14 protein-coding genes are annotated in these 15,383 nt (G+C 72.8%); 7 read left to right on the plus strand and 7 right to left on the minus strand.

Annotation, left to right across the window (positions count from 1 at the left end):
- The first annotated feature begins 10 nt into the window (after positions 1–10).
- Positions 11–3,436: an AfsR/SARP family transcriptional regulator gene (locus ABD716_RS07650; protein ID WP_344775475.1), complete on the plus strand. Its 3,426-nt coding sequence runs from the start codon at positions 11–13 to the stop codon at positions 3,434–3,436.
- Positions 3,437–3,444: 8 nt separating this feature from the next.
- On the opposite strand, the gene ABD716_RS07655 is transcribed toward ABD716_RS07650, so the two are convergent.
- Positions 3,445–4,278 (minus strand): ABC transporter permease, encoded by an 834-nt coding sequence (locus ABD716_RS07655; RefSeq protein ID WP_344775477.1) that lies wholly within the window; start codon positions 4,276–4,278, stop codon positions 3,445–3,447.
- The gene (locus tag ABD716_RS07660) at positions 4,275–5,279 is read right to left on the minus strand and encodes an ATP-binding cassette domain-containing protein (RefSeq protein WP_344775480.1); all 1,005 of its coding nucleotides are present in this window, start codon (positions 5,277–5,279) and stop codon (positions 4,275–4,277) included. The genes ABD716_RS07655 and ABD716_RS07660 overlap by 4 nt, the downstream gene beginning before the upstream one ends.
- 208 nt (positions 5,280–5,487) lie before the next feature.
- On the opposite strand from ABD716_RS07660, the gene ABD716_RS07665 reads away from it, so the two are divergent.
- Positions 5,488–6,420: a sulfurtransferase gene (locus tag ABD716_RS07665; protein ID WP_344775482.1), complete on the plus strand. Its 933-nt coding sequence runs from the start codon at positions 5,488–5,490 to the stop codon at positions 6,418–6,420.
- On the opposite strand, the gene ABD716_RS07670 is transcribed toward ABD716_RS07665, so the two are convergent.
- Entirely contained in the window at positions 6,323–7,048 is a 726-nt protein-coding gene (locus tag ABD716_RS07670; protein ID WP_344775485.1) for a LysR family transcriptional regulator substrate-binding protein, read from the minus strand. The two genes, ABD716_RS07665 and ABD716_RS07670, sit on opposite strands and share 98 nt — an antisense overlap.
- A gap of 81 nt (positions 7,049–7,129) precedes the next feature.
- On the opposite strand from ABD716_RS07670, the gene ABD716_RS07675 reads away from it, so the two are divergent.
- Positions 7,130–7,498, plus strand: coding sequence for a DUF5997 family protein (locus tag ABD716_RS07675; protein WP_344775562.1), 369 nt, complete (start codon positions 7,130–7,132; stop codon positions 7,496–7,498).
- A gap of 119 nt (positions 7,499–7,617) precedes the next feature.
- On the opposite strand, the gene ABD716_RS07680 is transcribed toward ABD716_RS07675, so the two are convergent.
- The 4 genes from ABD716_RS07680 to ABD716_RS07695 form a co-directional block, all read right to left on the minus strand.
- Positions 7,618–8,904: a M18 family aminopeptidase gene (locus ABD716_RS07680; RefSeq protein WP_344775564.1), complete on the minus strand. Its 1,287-nt coding sequence runs from the start codon at positions 8,902–8,904 to the stop codon at positions 7,618–7,620.
- Positions 8,905–8,991: 87 nt separating this feature from the next.
- The gene (locus tag ABD716_RS07685) at positions 8,992–9,429 is read right to left on the minus strand and encodes a hypothetical protein (protein WP_344775487.1); all 438 of its coding nucleotides are present in this window, start codon (positions 9,427–9,429) and stop codon (positions 8,992–8,994) included.
- A gap of 102 nt (positions 9,430–9,531) precedes the next feature.
- Positions 9,532–10,290: a hypothetical protein gene (locus ABD716_RS07690; RefSeq protein ID WP_344775489.1), complete on the minus strand. Its 759-nt coding sequence runs from the start codon at positions 10,288–10,290 to the stop codon at positions 9,532–9,534.
- A gap of 26 nt (positions 10,291–10,316) precedes the next feature.
- Positions 10,317–11,471, minus strand: a complete 1,155-nt coding sequence (locus tag ABD716_RS07695) for a citrate/2-methylcitrate synthase (RefSeq protein WP_344775491.1) — start codon at positions 11,469–11,471, stop codon at positions 10,317–10,319.
- A gap of 52 nt (positions 11,472–11,523) precedes the next feature.
- Here ABD716_RS07695 and ABD716_RS07700 point away from each other — a divergent pair, with 52 nt between their 5' ends.
- The 4 genes from ABD716_RS07700 (at position 11,524) to ABD716_RS07715 (ending at position 15,328) form a co-directional block, all read left to right on the plus strand.
- Positions 11,524–12,792, plus strand: a complete 1,269-nt coding sequence (locus ABD716_RS07700; protein WP_344775493.1) for a citrate/2-methylcitrate synthase — start codon at positions 11,524–11,526, stop codon at positions 12,790–12,792.
- Positions 12,793–12,883: 91 nt separating this feature from the next.
- Complete coding sequence (locus ABD716_RS07705) at positions 12,884–13,216, plus strand: hypothetical protein (protein WP_344775495.1); 333 nt, start codon at positions 12,884–12,886, stop codon at positions 13,214–13,216.
- Between the two features lie 41 nt (positions 13,217–13,257).
- Positions 13,258–14,106 (plus strand): PPK2 family polyphosphate kinase, encoded by an 849-nt coding sequence (locus ABD716_RS07710; protein ID WP_344775497.1) that lies wholly within the window; start codon positions 13,258–13,260, stop codon positions 14,104–14,106.
- Positions 14,107–14,146: 40 nt separating this feature from the next.
- Positions 14,147–15,328 carry a MalY/PatB family protein gene (locus ABD716_RS07715; RefSeq protein WP_344775500.1) on the plus strand — a complete coding sequence of 394 codons (1,182 nt, stop codon included), beginning with the start codon at positions 14,147–14,149 and terminating at the stop codon, positions 15,326–15,328.
- The last annotated feature ends 55 nt before the right edge of the window (positions 15,329–15,383 follow it).

A 15,383-nucleotide genomic window follows, 5' to 3' on the forward strand; every position in this document is an offset into this window, starting at 1 on the left:
AACTGGGCGGGTGGCAGAGACGGGCGTGACCGAGCCGCGCGTGCAGGTGCTCGGGCCCGTGCGGGTCGCAGGGCCGCGCGGCTGGGTCGACGTGCCCGGCGTCAACGGCAAGGCTCTGATCGTCTCGCTCGTGCTCGCGAAGGGCGCCGTCGTCTCGGTGCCGTCTCTCGTCGACGACATCTGGCAGGACGACCCGCCGCGCAACGCCCGCGCCGCCCTGCAGACCCTCGTCTCGCGCGTGCGCGCGATCACCGGCGACGAGCTGATCGAGTCGGTCGCGGGCGGCTACCGGCTCGGCGCGCCGGTCGACGCGGTCGACCTGTGGTCGCCCGATGCGGCGCGCCGCGGCGAGCCCGGCGCCGACCTCGGCGAGACCGAGCTGGCCGCGCGGCTGCGCGAGACCGCCGACGGTGTGCGCGTGCGCGCTCTCGAGAAACGGGTGACGGATGCCGTGGACTCCGGCTCTCCCGCTGCGGCGGTTGACGCCGCCCGCGCACTCGCCGACGCCACCCCCTACGACGAACACGCCCAGCTGCTGCTCATGAGGTCGCTCGCCGCCGCCGGCCGCCGCGGCGAGGCACTGCGCGCCTTCGCCGAGTTCCGGCAGCGGCTCGACGACGAGCTCGGTGCGCGGCCCGGCGCCGAGCTCGTGGCTTACAACGCCGAGCTGCTGCGCGCGGACGAGCCGTCGCTTCCCGCTGGTCGAGTAGCGACGAAGGAGCGTATCGAGACCCATTCCTCGCCAGGAGAGGGTCTGGTCTCGGTACGGTCGCAGAGCGACCTACTCGACCCGGCGGATACGGTCGCAGAGCGGGCTACCCGGCCATCGGATAAGCCGAAGCACGTCGTCATCGGGCTGCGCGCGGCTCCCAACGAGCTCATCGGCCGAGACGCCGACATCGCCGCGCTCGAGAAGCTCATGGCGGCGTCGCGCCTCACCACGATCCTCGGCCCGGGCGGCCTCGGCAAGACCCGGCTCGCGCAGGAGCTCGCAAACCGCGCGGCCCGCACGACCCCCGGCGTCGTGGTGGTCGAGCTCGCCGGCATCCGCGAGTCCGACGACGTGCCGCTCGCGGTCGCCGCGACGCTCGGCATCGGCGAGGTCGGCGCCGGGCGCCTCAGCCTGCGCGATCCGATCGTGCTGCTGGAGGTCCGCACGCGCATCCGCGCCGCGCTCTCCGAGCGCGAGACGCTGCTGGTGCTCGACAACTGCGAGCACGTCATCGAGGGCGCCGCGCACCTCGTCGACCAGGTGCTCTCCGAGATCCCGACCGTGCGCGTGCTCGCGACGAGCCGCTCGCCCCTGCAGCTCGGGGCCGAGAGCGTCTACCCGCTCGGCTCGCTGCCGGCGGACGAGCACGGCCCCGCCGTCACGCTGTTCCTCGAGCGCGCCCGCGCGGCGCGGCCCGGAGCGGCGCTGCCCCTCGACGCCGTCGCTCGGCTGTGCGAGCACCTCGACGGCCTGCCGCTCGCGATCGAGCTGGCCGCGGCGCGCATCCGCTCGATGTCCGTCGACGAGATCGAGCGCCGCCTCTCCAACCGCTTCGCGCTGCTGCGCGGCGGCGACCGCAGCGCCCCCGAGCGGCACCGCACGCTGATCGCGGTCATCGACTGGAGCTGGAATCTGCTCAGCGAGAGCGAGCGGCGGATGCTGCGCCGGCTGTCCCGCTTCCCCGACGGCTTCTCGGCCGAGGCCGCCGCGGCGGTCGCGCTCGTCGACGCGGACGCGTCTCGCGAGGCCGACGCGCGGCTCGCGGCATCCGACGACCTCGATGCCCTGGTGCTGCAATCGCTCGTCTCGGTCACCGAGACGCCACTCGGCCTGCGCTACCGCATGCTCGAGACGGTGCGCGAGTTCGGCGACATGGCGCTGGTGGATGCCGGCGAGGACGAGCTCGTCGCCACGGCGCAGTCGCGCTGGGCGCGGCGGTTTGCGGTCCAGGCGATCGCGGCGCTTCCGACGCCGGGCCAGACGGCGGCGATCCGGGGGCTGGAGCTCGAGCACGACAACCTGGTCGCGGTGCTGCGCGCGCACGAGAGCGACCCGGCCACGGTCATCCCCGTGTTCTCGGCGCTGCTCTTCCACTGGATGGTGCGCAACCAGTTCCGCGAGGCGCTCGCCTTCGCGCCCGTCATCGCCCGGGCCGCGGCTGAAGCCCAGACCTCCGCGGAGTTCCCCGACGCGACGGCCATCGCCCTGATGTTCGCTGCTGTCATGGGCATCGCGGGCTCTCAGGCGCCGAAGCCCGGAAGCCGCGATGCGGAGAGGCGGCCCGAGATGCCGCCCGAGCTCGCGGAGTTCCAGGCGGTGCCGCCGACCGTCATGCTGCGTTCCGGCCTGCGCGCGGCGGTCAAGGTGCGGCGGCTCGTCCGCTCGGGGGCGGTGTCGCCGTGGCTCGCGGCCGTCGCCCAGGTGCTCAGCGCGGCGCTGCGCTTCCAGGCCGAGTGGGGGCTGTGGCAGCTCGAGGCGCTGCGCGCCTCCAACGACGAGGTCATTCGGATCATCGGCAACCTGTTCAGCGGCCTGCTCACCGAGAACACCGGTGAGTTCGACCGGTCGCTGGCCTATGTGACCGCCGCGTGGGAGGGCGCCGAGCGCCTCGGCCTTGACTGGATGGCCGGGCAGGCCGCCCAGAGCATCGCCAATCTCTCGAGCCAGGACGACCGCCCGGCCGAGACGCTCGCCTGGGCGGAGCGCGCGCGTGAGCGCCTCGCGAGAATCGACGCCATCGAAGAGATCGGGCAGTTCGACTGGATCATGGCGATCAACAAGCTCAAGCTCGGGCGCCGCGACGGTGTCGCCGAGGCGTTCGAGCGGTTCGCGAACGACGACTCGGGGCCGCGCGAGGGCTTCGACGGCCCCGACACCCGGGCGATCGGCTGGGCCTGCCTCGCCGAGCTCGCCGCGGCGGACGGCGACGCCGACCGGGCGGTCGACCTCTACCGCACCGCCGTGGGCCTCTACGGCCCGAAACCGGGACCCGCCGCGCTCGGCGGCTGGTTCCTCATCAGCGAGGCCGCCGCGCTCGCGGCATCCGTCTACTTCGACCGCGCCGATGACGACGCGCTCGCGATCGCGCGCCGGCTGCGGCTGAACGCGCGGGTCGCGGCCCGCGGCCGCGGGCGCGGCGGCCCCGCGATGGTCGACCGCCCCGTGCTCGCGACGGCCGCCGCGGGTCTCGGAGTCTGGCTGCTCGGCTGGCCGGGGGCGACGGATGCCGCGCGAGACGCCGGCGCCCTGCTGCTCGCCTTCGCCGAGCGCCTGCACTCGCGTCAGGACCAGCCGAGCCTCATCCGCGCGCGCGCCTTCGAGCTCGCCGAGCGCGTGGTCGGGGCATCCGGTGTCGCCTCGGCGCGCGCTCGAGTGGCCACGCGCGACGATCTGGCGGCCGCGACCGCGGCGCTCGACGAGCTGCTGCGCGTCACGCGCTTCTGAGCGGGCGCTTACGCCTTCCGCATGTAGGCCCGCACCGTGAGCGGCGCGAACACCAGCACGAGCACCGCGGCGCCGAGCAGCGTCCACCACACGTCGGCGCCGACGGGCTGCGCGGCGACGATGTTGCGCATCGCCGTGATGACGTGCGACACGGGGTTCACGTCGGCGAACCAGCGCAGCCAGTTCGGCATGGTTGCCGTCGGCACGTAGGCGTTCGAGAGGAACGTCAGCGGGAACAGCACCATGAACGAGATGCCCTGCACGGAGCTCGCCGTGCGCGCGATCACGCCGAAGAAGGCGAAGATCCAGCTGATCGCCCAGGCGACCGCGATGATCAGCAGGCCGGCGAGCACGAGGCCCAGGAAGCCGCCCTCGGGCCGCCAGCCGATGACGAGGCCGGTCAGGAACGTGATCGTCGTCGCGATCGCGTAGCGCAGGGTGTCGGCGGTGAGCGCGCCGGCGAGCGGGGCGATGCGCGCGATCGGCAGGGAGCGGAAGCGGTCGAAGACGCCCTTGTCCATGTCCTCGCGCAGCTGCACGCCGGTGACGACGGAGGCCGTGATGACGGTCTGGGCGAGAACGCCCGGGATGATCGTCGGCAGATACCCCGAGATGTCGCCGTGCGTGCCGGTCACCGCACCGCCGAACAGGAACGTGAACATGACCGTGAACAGGATCGGCTGCAGGGTCACGTCGAAGAACTGCTCGGGCGTGCGGCGGAACTTGACGAGCCCGCGATAGGCCATCGTGAGCGAGTTCGAGAACGTCTGGCGAACGCTCGTGTGGTTCTTGAGCTTGCGCTCGGATGCCGGAACGATCCGAGTGGACGAGATGGTGGTCATGCGCGCACCTCCGCGGCGTTGTCTTCAAAATCCGAGTCGTCGCCGGCCTCGTCGGCGCTGACGCCGTGGCCGGTGATGGTGAGGAACACCTCGTCGAGGGTCGGCTTCTGCACCGAGAACTCGTCGAGGCGGATGCCGGCCTCGCGGAAGCGGATCAGCAGGTCTGTGACCGCGTCGGGGTTCGACATGGGCGCCGTGATGCGCCCGGCCTCCGGCGACGGCGTGCCCTGCACGCCGAACACCTCGGCGATGAGGCGCAGGGCCTCGCCACTCTCATTGCGATCCGCGAGGCGCAGGATCAGCGACGATGTGCCGACGGATGCCTTCAGCTGGTCGGCCGTGCCCTCGGCCACGACCTTCCCCGTGTCGATGACGGCGATGCGGTCGGCGAGCTGGTCGGCCTCGTCGAGGTACTGCGTGGTCAGCAGCACGGTCGAGCCGGTGGCGACGAGGCTGCGGATCGTGTCCCACATCTGGCCGCGGGTGCGCGGGTCGAGGCCCGTCGTCGGCTCGTCGAGGAAGATGAGCGGCGGCTGCGCGATGAGGCTCGCGGCGAGATCGAGCCTGCGCCGCATGCCGCCGGAGAACTTGGCGAGCGGCCGCTTGGCGGCCTCTGTCAGGCCGAAGGCGGCGAGCAGCTCGTCGCCCTTGGCCCGCGCCTGCTTGCCCGAGAGCCCGAGCAGGCGGCCGAAGATGTAGAGGTTCTCGTTGGCCGAGAGCTTCTCGTCGACCGAGGCGTACTGACCGGTGACACCGATCAGCTGGCGGACGATGTTCGCCTCTTTGACGACGTCGTGGCCGAAGACGCGGCCGACGCCGCCGTCGGGCTTGAGCAGGGTGGCGAGCATCGAGATGGTCGTGGTCTTGCCGGCGCCGTTGGGGCCGAGCACTCCGTAGACGGTGCCCGCCGCGACGCGCAGGTCGACGCCGTCGACCGCCCGGTTCGACCCGAACACCTTGACGAGGCCCTCGGCCTCGACGGCGAGTTCGGTGGAAGTCATTGCGTGTCTTCTTTCGTGAGAAGCGTGAGTTCGTGATTCCGATCATGGGATGCCCCACTTTCACGCCTCTTGCGTGGCGCTTACAAGGGCTCGCGGCAGCCGAGAGCGGCGGGAGCCGGAGCGGGCGAGGACCCCGGGCGCGAGGCTTCGGCCGAGGCATCCGGCAACCCCCTTAACAGCCGTTGAACAGCCGCCTAGCATTGCGCTTGTGTCGCACCCCCTCTTCGATGGACTTCCGGACCCGGCCCTCGTCTCGACGCAGTGGCTCGAGGACCACCGGGGGTCAGAGAACCTCGTCGTCCTCGACGCGACCGTGCTGCAGGTGAAGGGCTTCAACGGCGCGGACGCCTTCGTCACCGGGGAAGAGCAGTACCTGGTCAACGGGCACATTCCGGGTGCCGTGTTCGCCGACCTGTTCGAGGACTTCAGCGACCCGGAGGGCGAGTACCCCTTCAGCCGGCCCAGCGCGCGGCACTTCGAGCGCACGGCGCAGGCGCACGGCATCGACAACGACACGGCCGTCGTCGTCTACGACACCGGCACGGGTTACTGGGCGGCGCGGCTGTGGTGGCTGTTCCGGTCGTTCGGCTTCGGCGTGCGCGTGCTCGACGGCGGCTTCGTGAAGTGGTGCGCCGAAGGCCGGCCGGTCTCGGTGGGCGATGTCCGCCCCCGCCGCGCCGGCGAGTTCTCGGCATATGAGGACACGGATGCCTGGGCGGCGAAGTCCGACGTCGAGGCCGTGCTGGCCGGCGAGAGCGACGCCGTTCTGCTCTGCGCCCTGTCGACGAGCGAGTTCGCGGGCGAGTCGGGCAGGCCGCGCGCCGGCCACATCCCCGGCTCGGTGAGCGCGCCCGCAACGCGCCTGATCGACCCGACGTCGAACACGTATCTGCCGCGCGAGCGCCTGCGGGACGCGCTCGGCGAAGCGGCCACCTCGCCTCGGCCCGTCATCGCCTACTGCCAGGCCGGCATCGCCTCGAGCGGCGCGGCTCTCGCCCTGACCCTTCTCGGGCACGACGAGGTGCGCGTCTACGACGGCTCGCTCAACGAGTGGGTCGCCGACGCGAGCGCCCCGATCGAGACGAGCGCCCCGGTGCTGGCGGCTTCCGGCGGCGGTCGGCACCTGAGGAAGCCGGACTAGCCGGGTTGCCCTTCGTGGCGGGGCCCGCCTTCTTCCCGGACTCGGCCGACGTCGCGGCGGCACCGCGCGACGAGTTGGCGGTGCGCCCCCGCACCACCCCGATGAAGTCGTCGATCTGCGGCAGGACATCGGGCGCGGCGTCCTTCGGCCATGCGAGCCCCACGCGCCAGCCGTCGGCGTCGGCGACGGGCCGTGCGACGACGTCCTTGCGCGCAGAGAGCCGGGCGATCGACTGCGGCACGACGACGATGCCCACGTTCGCGGCGACCACCTCGATCGTCGTGTCGACGTCGTCGTCGAACGGATGCCTCACCTCGCCCTCGAGGTCGGCGAGTACCACCTCGTCGGCGGCCTCGACCACGTGGCCCTTGGGGGCGACGACGAAGGGGCGCTCGTCATACAGGGCGATGAGGTGGAAGGAATCGGGCTGCCTCTCGCCCGGCCGGAGCCGGATGAAGGCCGCGTGGGCGGCGCCCTCTCGCACCGGGGCGAGCTCGGCCGACACATCCGTCACCGCCGTGATCTGAATCAGCTCGAGGGGGTGCGCGCGGTGGCGCTCGCCCCAGATGCGCGCCCACTTGCCGGGCGTGACGCCGCGGGCGTAGGCGATGCGCAGGCTGTCAGGCACATGGCCAGGCTAGCGTTCTGCCTCGCCGGTAACCTGGGGAGCATGAGCGACAACGCGCCCCGCCCAGCCGGCCCCGATGCGATGAAGCCGGCCACGGCCGCGAAGAAGCTCGGCATCTACCTGCCGGCCACGCCGGAGTCGTTCCAGTCGAGCGCGTTGACGCGCGCCGAGTTCCAGGAACTGCAGTCGAACCCGCCCGAGTGGCTCGTCGAACTGCGCCTCGCCGGCCCGCACCCGCGCGACGTCGTGGCACGCAAGCTCGGGGTCTCGGCCTCCGGCCTCGCCCGCGCCGGCATCACCGAGGCGCTGACCACGGCCGAGATCACCGCGCTGCTGCAGGCCCCGCCCGAGTGGCTCGTGAAGGAGCGCGCGACGCAGGCGGCTGTGCGCGCCGAGAACGCTCGCGTGAACGAGGCTCGCGCCGCGAAGGCCGCGCGCCCCACCGACTGACGCGCCCCGCGCCCCGCGCGCCCGCGCGCCCCGTCCGGGGTTTTGCGTCCCGGGCCGACAGCTGCGCCTTCCGCGGCGGACGCAAACGTCGGTCGCGGGCGCGAAACCGCCGCGAGCGGCTACCCCAGCGCGAAGAACGCCGCCAGGGCGCTGCCCAGGGCGACCGGGTCGTTCACGTGGCAGAGCTCGCGCGCGGAGTGCATCGACAGCAGGGGCACCCCGACGTCGACCGTCGCGATGCCGAGGCGCGTCGCGGTCAGCGGGCCGATGGTCGAGCCGCAGGGCATCGCGTTGTTCGACACGAACTCCTGATACGGCACGCCCGCGGTCTCGCTGAGCCGTGCCCAGAGCGCCGCCCCGGCGGCGTCGGTCGTGTAGCGCTGGTTCGCGTTGATCTTGAGCAGCGGGCCGCCGCCGGCAAGCGGCCGGTTCGCGGGGTCGTGGCGGTCGGGGTAGTTCGGGTGCACCGAGTGCCCTGCGTCGGCCGAGACCACCCAGCTGCCGGCATACGCCCGCAGACGATCGCTGTCTGCGGCGCCGAGCCCCTCGGAGATGCGCGTCAGCACGTCGGACAGGAACGGGCCGGAGGCCCCCGAGCGCGACTCCGAGCCGAGCTCTTCGTGGTCGAAGGCTGCGAGCACCGGGATCTGCGCCCCCTGCGCCGCGCCCTCGGCCGCCGCGAGCAGCGCCGTGACGCCAGCATGCACCGAGCTCAGGTTGTCGAGTCGGCGGCTCGCGAACAGCGTGCGCCCCTGCCCGAACCGGGCGGGCGGCTGCGTGTCGGCGGCCAGGATGTCGTAGCCGAGCACATCGGATGCCCGCACTCCAGCGGCCTCCGCCAGCAGACCGACCACGTCGGCGCCGCCGAGCGATGCATCAGAGGCCAGCCCGAAGACCGGCTGCGTGTGGCGCTGCTTGTCGAGGACGAGCCCGTCGCTGTTGACGCCGCGGTCGAGGTGGATCGCGAGCTGCGGAATGCGCAGCAGCGGCCCGGTGCGCACGAGGTGCTCGCGCCCGTCGCGCGTGACGAGACGGCCGGCGAGCTCGAGCTCGCGGTCGAGCCAGGAGTTGAGCAGGGGGCCGCCGTAGACCTCCATGCCCGCCTGCAGCCAGCCGGAGCTCTCGATCGTCGGCTTGGGCTTCAGCTTGAACGTGGGCGAGTCGGTGTGCGCACCGAGAATGTGGAAGGGCGTCGTGGCGCCGGCGCCCTCGGGGACCACCCACGCGATGACGGCGCCGTCGCGGACCACGACGTAGCGGCCGGGGGCCGCAGGCCAGGCATCCGTCTCGGCGAGCCGGGCGAAGCCCGCGTTCTCGACCCGGCGCGCGACCTCTGCGGCCGCGTGATACGAACTGGGCGACGCCTCGACGAACGTGGCCAGATCGTCGATGTAGGCGTCGACCACGGTCGAATCGGCGAAGTCGGTGCGGTCTGCGAGGCCCTCAGCGTCAGTCACCCCTCCACGCTACGCGAACGCCGTCGGCGGCAGGCCCTACGCGGGGTCGGCGGCAGGCGAGATGAGTTCGGTGAACTCCTCGGGCCCGAGGCTTCGCACCCCGAAGTCATGGCTGATGAGCTGGGCGCGCACCGGAACGCCGGAGTCGGCACAGGCCCAGGCGAGCGCCGCGGCCGACTGCTTGTCTTCCACGCTCGCGATCGGGCCGCCCGGCCGCTCCCACACGAGGATCACCGACTCGATCGGCGTGCCGCCGATGGCATGGCGCAGCATCGCCGCGATGCCGTCGGCGAGTTCGGCGTCGAGCGGCGAGGGCAGCTCGTCGTTCGGCATGAGGGTCGGCAGCATCACCGATCTCTCGTCGAGGAACAGGAGCCAGAGCTGCCGGCGGCAGGCGCGCCCGATGAGCCGGGCGACGCGGTCGTTGATGTCGAGATCGGTGATGAGGGGTTCGTCGCGGTCGATCGTGTCCATGCGGCCATCGTGGCGGGCGCTACCGATGCGGCATCCGCTCGATCGCCGGGAATGTGGACGGCTCGCCCACGCCCCGCGCTGTGCTGGGGAAGACGCGCCGAATCAGCTCGCGAGCGCACGGCGGGTGAGATGCAGACCGGCCCTACGGGCACTGAATTTGCCCTCCGCGACGGTGAGCACCTTCCTCGGCGACATCCAGCCCTGAGACGGCTTGTGCAGAAGGAACCCGCCGCCGAGGGTCACGGCCGCGTGCGCCGGATCTCCCCCGGTCGTGCGCCACACCAGCACCGTGCCCGGCCGATCGTCGCGGTCGGCCCGCGCCGGAACGGTCGCCGCAGCGAGCCACTCCTCGAACGGAGCGAGCTGCATCCACTCCTCGGACGCTCCTGAGACGCCGGCGGCGCCCATCACGGTGCCGAAGCAGTTCGGGCCGCTGCGCCCCGCGAAGGTTCCGGCGATCGCGCGAGCGCCGGGGAGCACGTCGTCGACCGGCCCCCAGCGGCCGTCGAGCTCTCGATGTCGGCTCGCGCGCCGCCCGGCCTCGACGAAGCGCACGGCGCGCAGCCGGTCGGTGACCGCGTCGGCGCTCGGCCAACGATGCGGTGCCGGCTGGTTGCGCCGCACCTGAGGGGGCAGCGCCCGGGCCTCCGGGCGCGCCAGCCACACGATGGCCTCATCGGGGCCAACGCCGTAGAGCTCGAACGTGTCGACCACCTCGAAGGCGAGCTCGCGGCGGGCGTCGGGCCACCCATTGCGCTCCGCGAGCGCGCGCGGCACGACGAACGGCTGGGTCGCCGGCATCAGCCATGCCCGCCATGCGTCAAGCGTCTCGTCGCCGATATCGATGCCGAGGACCTGCACGTGAGTAGCGTATGACCGGCGCAGAATCAGCTCGCGAGTGCCGGCCCGACGTAGCGCGCCGACGGGCGGATGATCTTCGGATCGCGAGCCTGCTCGAGCACGTGCGCCGTCCACCCGATCGTCCGTGCGACGGCGAAGGTCGGCGTCAGCATCTCGCGCGGCAGCCCGCACAGCTCCATCACGACCGCGGCGTAGAACTCGACGTTCGCGTGCAGCGGGCGGGCCGGCTTGTGCTCCGCAAGCAGCCGCTCGGCCGCGGCCTCGAACTGCAGGGCGAATTCCACGCGGGCCCCGCCGAACCCCTGCGCGACCTCGCGAAGCAGCGCAGAGCGCGGGTCGACCGTGCGATACACCGCATGCCCGAAGCCCATGATGCGGCGCCCCGAGGCGAGCTGCTCGCGCAGCCAGGGCTCGATGCGCTCGGGCGAGCCGACCTGGTCGAGGCTGTCGAGCGCCCGCGCCGGCGCACCGCCATGCAGCGGCCCCGAAAGCGCGCCCAGGGCCGCGGCGAGGCACGAGGCGACGTCCGCGCCGGTCGAGGCGACCACGCGCGCCGTGAACGTCGAGGCGTTGAAGCCGTGATCCATCGCGGCGACGAGGTATGCGCTGAGGGCACGCTCGCGAGCGGCATCCGGCACCTCGCCCGTCACCTGGTACAGGTAGTTGGCGACCAGCCCGCGATCGTCGTGAACGGGCAGCGGCTCGGCCGAGTCGCGGTGCAGTGCCGCGAGCACGACGGGAGCCGCCGCGGCGAGCGCGATCGCGTCGGCTCGGCGATCCGCCTCATCGAGGTCGAAGACCGGCCGCATTCCGCACGCGGCCGACAGCAGCGGCCACGCCGCCTTGAGCCCCGCGAGCGGGGCGACGGGCGGGCGCGGCGCACGAGCGCCGGCATCCCGACCCGCATCGCGCACGAGCGAGGCGATCACGCCGCGCAGCTCGGCGGACTGCTGCGCCTCGCGCACGCGCGCCCGGAACGCCGCACCCTCGTCAGCAGACGGCAGCCGCCCCGTGATGAGCAGGTGCCAGACTTCTTCGAAGCTCGCCGTGCGCGCGAGCTCGACGGCCGAATACGGGCCGTACTGGTAGTAGCCCTCCGCGCCGCGCACGTCGCTGATCGCGGTCTCGGCCACCGCCACGCCGGAGAGCCCGCGCGGCACGTCGATGAGCTTGTCGTCCATGCGTTCAGTGTGCGAACGTGATTCACGTGCGGTCAATCTTGATCGAGTCAACGTGAGCGCTGCGGAAGGCGACCCGCTGCCCCGCCTCACCGCGGCCCAGGCGGCGGCTCGGCTCGGCGTCAAGCAGGCGACCCTCTACGCGTATGTCTCACGCGGGCTGCTCAGCCGCGAGCGCACGGCGGCCGGCTCGACCTTCGACCCCCTCGAGGTCGAGGGCTTCGCGCGCGGGCGGCGACGGGACACCGTCATCCCCCGCAGCTCCGGCTCGGCGCGCCCAGGGTTCTCGCCCGCAGCAGCAGGCACCCCGCTGATGGTGCTCGACACCGACATCGCCACGGTGGAGGACGACGAACTGCTCTTCCGCGGCCGCCCGGCGACCGCGCTCATCGACGACCGCGTCGAGGGTGTCGCGGCCTGGCTCTGGGGCGGGGCCGCCTCGCTTGACCCCGCCCCCGCCCTTGACCCCGCCCCGGACCCCGCCATGATCGCCGCCGCCCGCGCCGTGGTCGCCGCGCTACCGCCTGACGCCGCGCTTCTCGACCGCGTTCACGCCGCCGTGCTCGGCCTCGCCGCCGCCGACCCGCTGCGCTACGACGCGCGGCCCGAGAACCTGGTGCGCTCCGGCGCGCTGCTGCTCGCGGGCATCCCCCGCGCCCTCTCCCCCGATGCCCAGGCCGCGCCCTCCGGCGAATCGCTCGCCGCCGCCCTCTGGCCCGCGCTCGGGGGCGGGCGGCCGACACCTGCCGGCATCCGCGCCCTCAACGCCGCGCTCGTGCTGCTCATCGACCACGATCTCGCCGTCTCGACGCTCGCGGCGCGCGTCGCGGCGTCGGCGCGCGGCTCCGCCTACGCCGTCGTCACCGCCGCACTCGGCGCCTTCGACTCGCCCCTGCACGGCAACGCGAGCCGCGCCGCCGCCGAGCTGCTCGAGCGGGTGATCGCGGGCACCTCGCCCGAGCGCGCGCTCGCCGCCGCCGTGCGCGACGGCGGACGCGGCGTGCCCGGCTTCGGCCAACCGCTGTATGCGGGGGCGGATGCCCGTGCCGCTGCGCTCCTGCCCGTGATCGCCGAGCTCGACGGCTCGCGACCCGTGCTCGCCGCGGTCGACGCGCTCTGCTCCGAGGTGGGCCGGCGCGCGGGCCTGCATGCCAACGTCGACCTCGCGCTTGCCGCCCTGACCCTGTCCGCCGGGCTGCGCCCCGACGCCGGTGTGGCGGTCTTCGCGCTCGGACGCCTGGTCGGCTGGGTCGCGCACGCGCTCGACGAGTACGAGCAGCGCCCGCTGCGCCTGCGGCCGCGGGGCCGCTACGTCGGGCCGTGAGCGCGGCCCCCGCCGCTGCTGCTCCCACTACCACGCGCCTCTGCGCACCGGTGCTGACAGCGGGTCAGAGGGCTGGCGTAGGGTGGCCCGCATGACCGGCAGCGAAGACCTCGAGACGCGGCGCCGCGAGGCGCGCGACGAGCTCTCCGCCATCATCGAGCTCAAGTGCCGGCTCGGCGACGACCCGTGGGAGTTCCTGCCAGAGCTGCCCAGCGTCGACGAGCAGGTGGTGCTGACGATGCGGCTCGAGCGCATCGAGGCGGCCGGCCTGGAAGAAGAGCGCGCCCGCGCCTACCACCCCACCGCCGCGCACGGTGCGGCCGAGCGATTCGAATACGGGGTGCTGCGCGGAATCGCCCTCGATCACCCCGGCCTCACGCGCGCCGTGTGGGGCCTGCTCGGCCGACTTCACGATGCGGCCTAGCCTCTAGCGCACCCCCGTGGTGGGGGCAATAGAGTCAGCCCATGCACAAGGCATGGAAGGTTGACCCGGCCGAGTCGCTCAAGGCAGGCCCCGGTTTCGTGCTCGCCGACGTCGACCCCGCGTCGACCCCCGGCTTCAAGGGCGACAAGAAGACCGGTGAAGAGGTGCTCGCCGCGGACGCCGCCGATCTGACCGAGCTGCAGCAGCGCCTCTACGCGCGCGGTGTGGAGGGCGACGAGCGGCGTGTGCTGCTCGTCCTGCAAGGCATGGACACGGCGGGGAAGGACGGCACGGTTCGCCACGTGGTCGGCATGACCCACCCCGAGGGCGTGCAGCTCACGTCGTTCAAGGCGCCCACCGCGTGGGAGCGCCGCCACGACTTCCTCTGGCGGGTGGCGCGGCGCGTGCCCGAGCCGGGGAAGCTCGGCGTGTTCAACCGCTCGCACTACGAGGACGTCCTGATCCAACGGGTGCACCAGATGGCCCCGGCGGCCGAGATCGAGCGCCGCTACGGCGCGATCAACGAGTTCGAGGCGGGGCTGGTCGACCGTGGCATCTCGGTGCTCAAGGTGATGCTGCACATCTCGCCCGACGAGCAGAAGAAGCGCTTGCAGGAGCGCCTCGACCGGCCCGAGAAGAACTGGAAGTACAACCCGGCCGACGTGACCGAGCGCGGCTTCTGGAAGGAGTACCAGGAGGCGTATCAGCTGGCGATCGAGCGCTGCTCGACCGACGTCGCCCCCTGGTACGTCATTCCCGCCGACAAGAAGTGGTTCGCCCGCATCGCCGTGCAGCGCCTGCTCGACGGCGTGCTCGAGGGCCTCGACCTCACGTGGCCGCTGCCCGACTACGACATCGCCGCCGAGAAGAAGAGACTCAAGAAGTCATAGCGATTTCCGGCGGGCGCGCGCCGCGCGGCATCCTGGGGGCATGACTTTCGAGCCGGCCCTGCCTCTCCCGCACCTGCGCCGCACGCGCTCGAGCATCAAGTGGCGCCGGTTCCCCGAGGATGTGCTGCCGCTGTTCGTCGCCGAGATGGACTGGGGCATCGCGCCCGAGATCACGGCCGCGGTGACGGATGCCTTGGCCGCGGGCGACACGGGATATCTCGACAACCCCGGCCCGCTGGCCCCCGCCTTCGCCGACTTCGCGGCGGCGTCGTGGGGGTGGCAGGTGAACCGCGCATGGGTGCACCTCGCCACCGACGTCACGGTCGGCATCGTCGAGGTGCTGCGCCTCGAACTGCCGCGCACGGGCGGCCGCGTCGTCATCACTCCGCCCGTCTACAACCCGTTCTACGAGATGATCGGCGAGACCGGGGCCGAGCCCGTCGAGGTGCCGCTCGTCGAGGCATCCGATTGGTCTCTCGATCTGGCGGGCCTCGAAGCCGCGTTCCGAGACGGCGTCGACGCCATGATCCTGTGTCACCCGCAGAACCCGACCGGTCGGGTGCACACGCGCGCGTCGCTCGAGGCGCTCGCCCGGCTCGCCGCGACGTACGACGTGCTCGTCGTGAGCGACGAGGTGCATGCCCCGCTCACCCACCCCGGCACGGAGTTCGTGCCGTTCGGAGCGGTCGCCGCCGGGGCCGGTGCGCGCAGCGCCACCGTCACGAGCGCGAGCAAGGCCTGGAACCTGGCCGCCGTGAAGTGCGCCGTCGTCGTCGGAAACGACCCGCGCACCGCGGCGCAGCTGGACGGCCTGCCCGAAGAGCTCGCCGCGCGCACGAGCCTGCTCGGCCTGCGCGCCAACATCGCCGCGTTCGCCAACACCTACTGGCGCGATGCCGCCGTCGAGCGCATCACCGCGAACGTCGCGCTGCTCGCATCCGAGCTCGCCGAGCACGCGCCCGAGGTGAAGCTCGTGCCGGCGAACGCCGGCTACCTCGTGTGGCTCGACTTCCGCGACACCGCGCTCGGCGACGACCCCGCCGCGGTGCTGCGCGAGGTGGGCCGGGTCGCGTTCAACTCGGGGCCGAGCTTCGGCTCCGTCGGTCGCGGCTTCGCCCGCGCCAACCTGGCGTGCGAGCCGTCGACGGTGGTCGAGGCGGTGCGCCGCATCGAGCGCACACTGGCCGCCGTCGGCGCGCGGCTCGGGGTCGGCTCGTTGTAGTCACCGTGCGGCGACACTAGATGCCCCGTCGAACCGGACTCTCCGCCCGCGGCGA

This window comes from Gryllotalpicola kribbensis, from assembly GCF_039538245.1.
Lineage (GTDB): Bacteria > Actinomycetota > Actinomycetes > Actinomycetales > Microbacteriaceae > Gryllotalpicola > Gryllotalpicola kribbensis.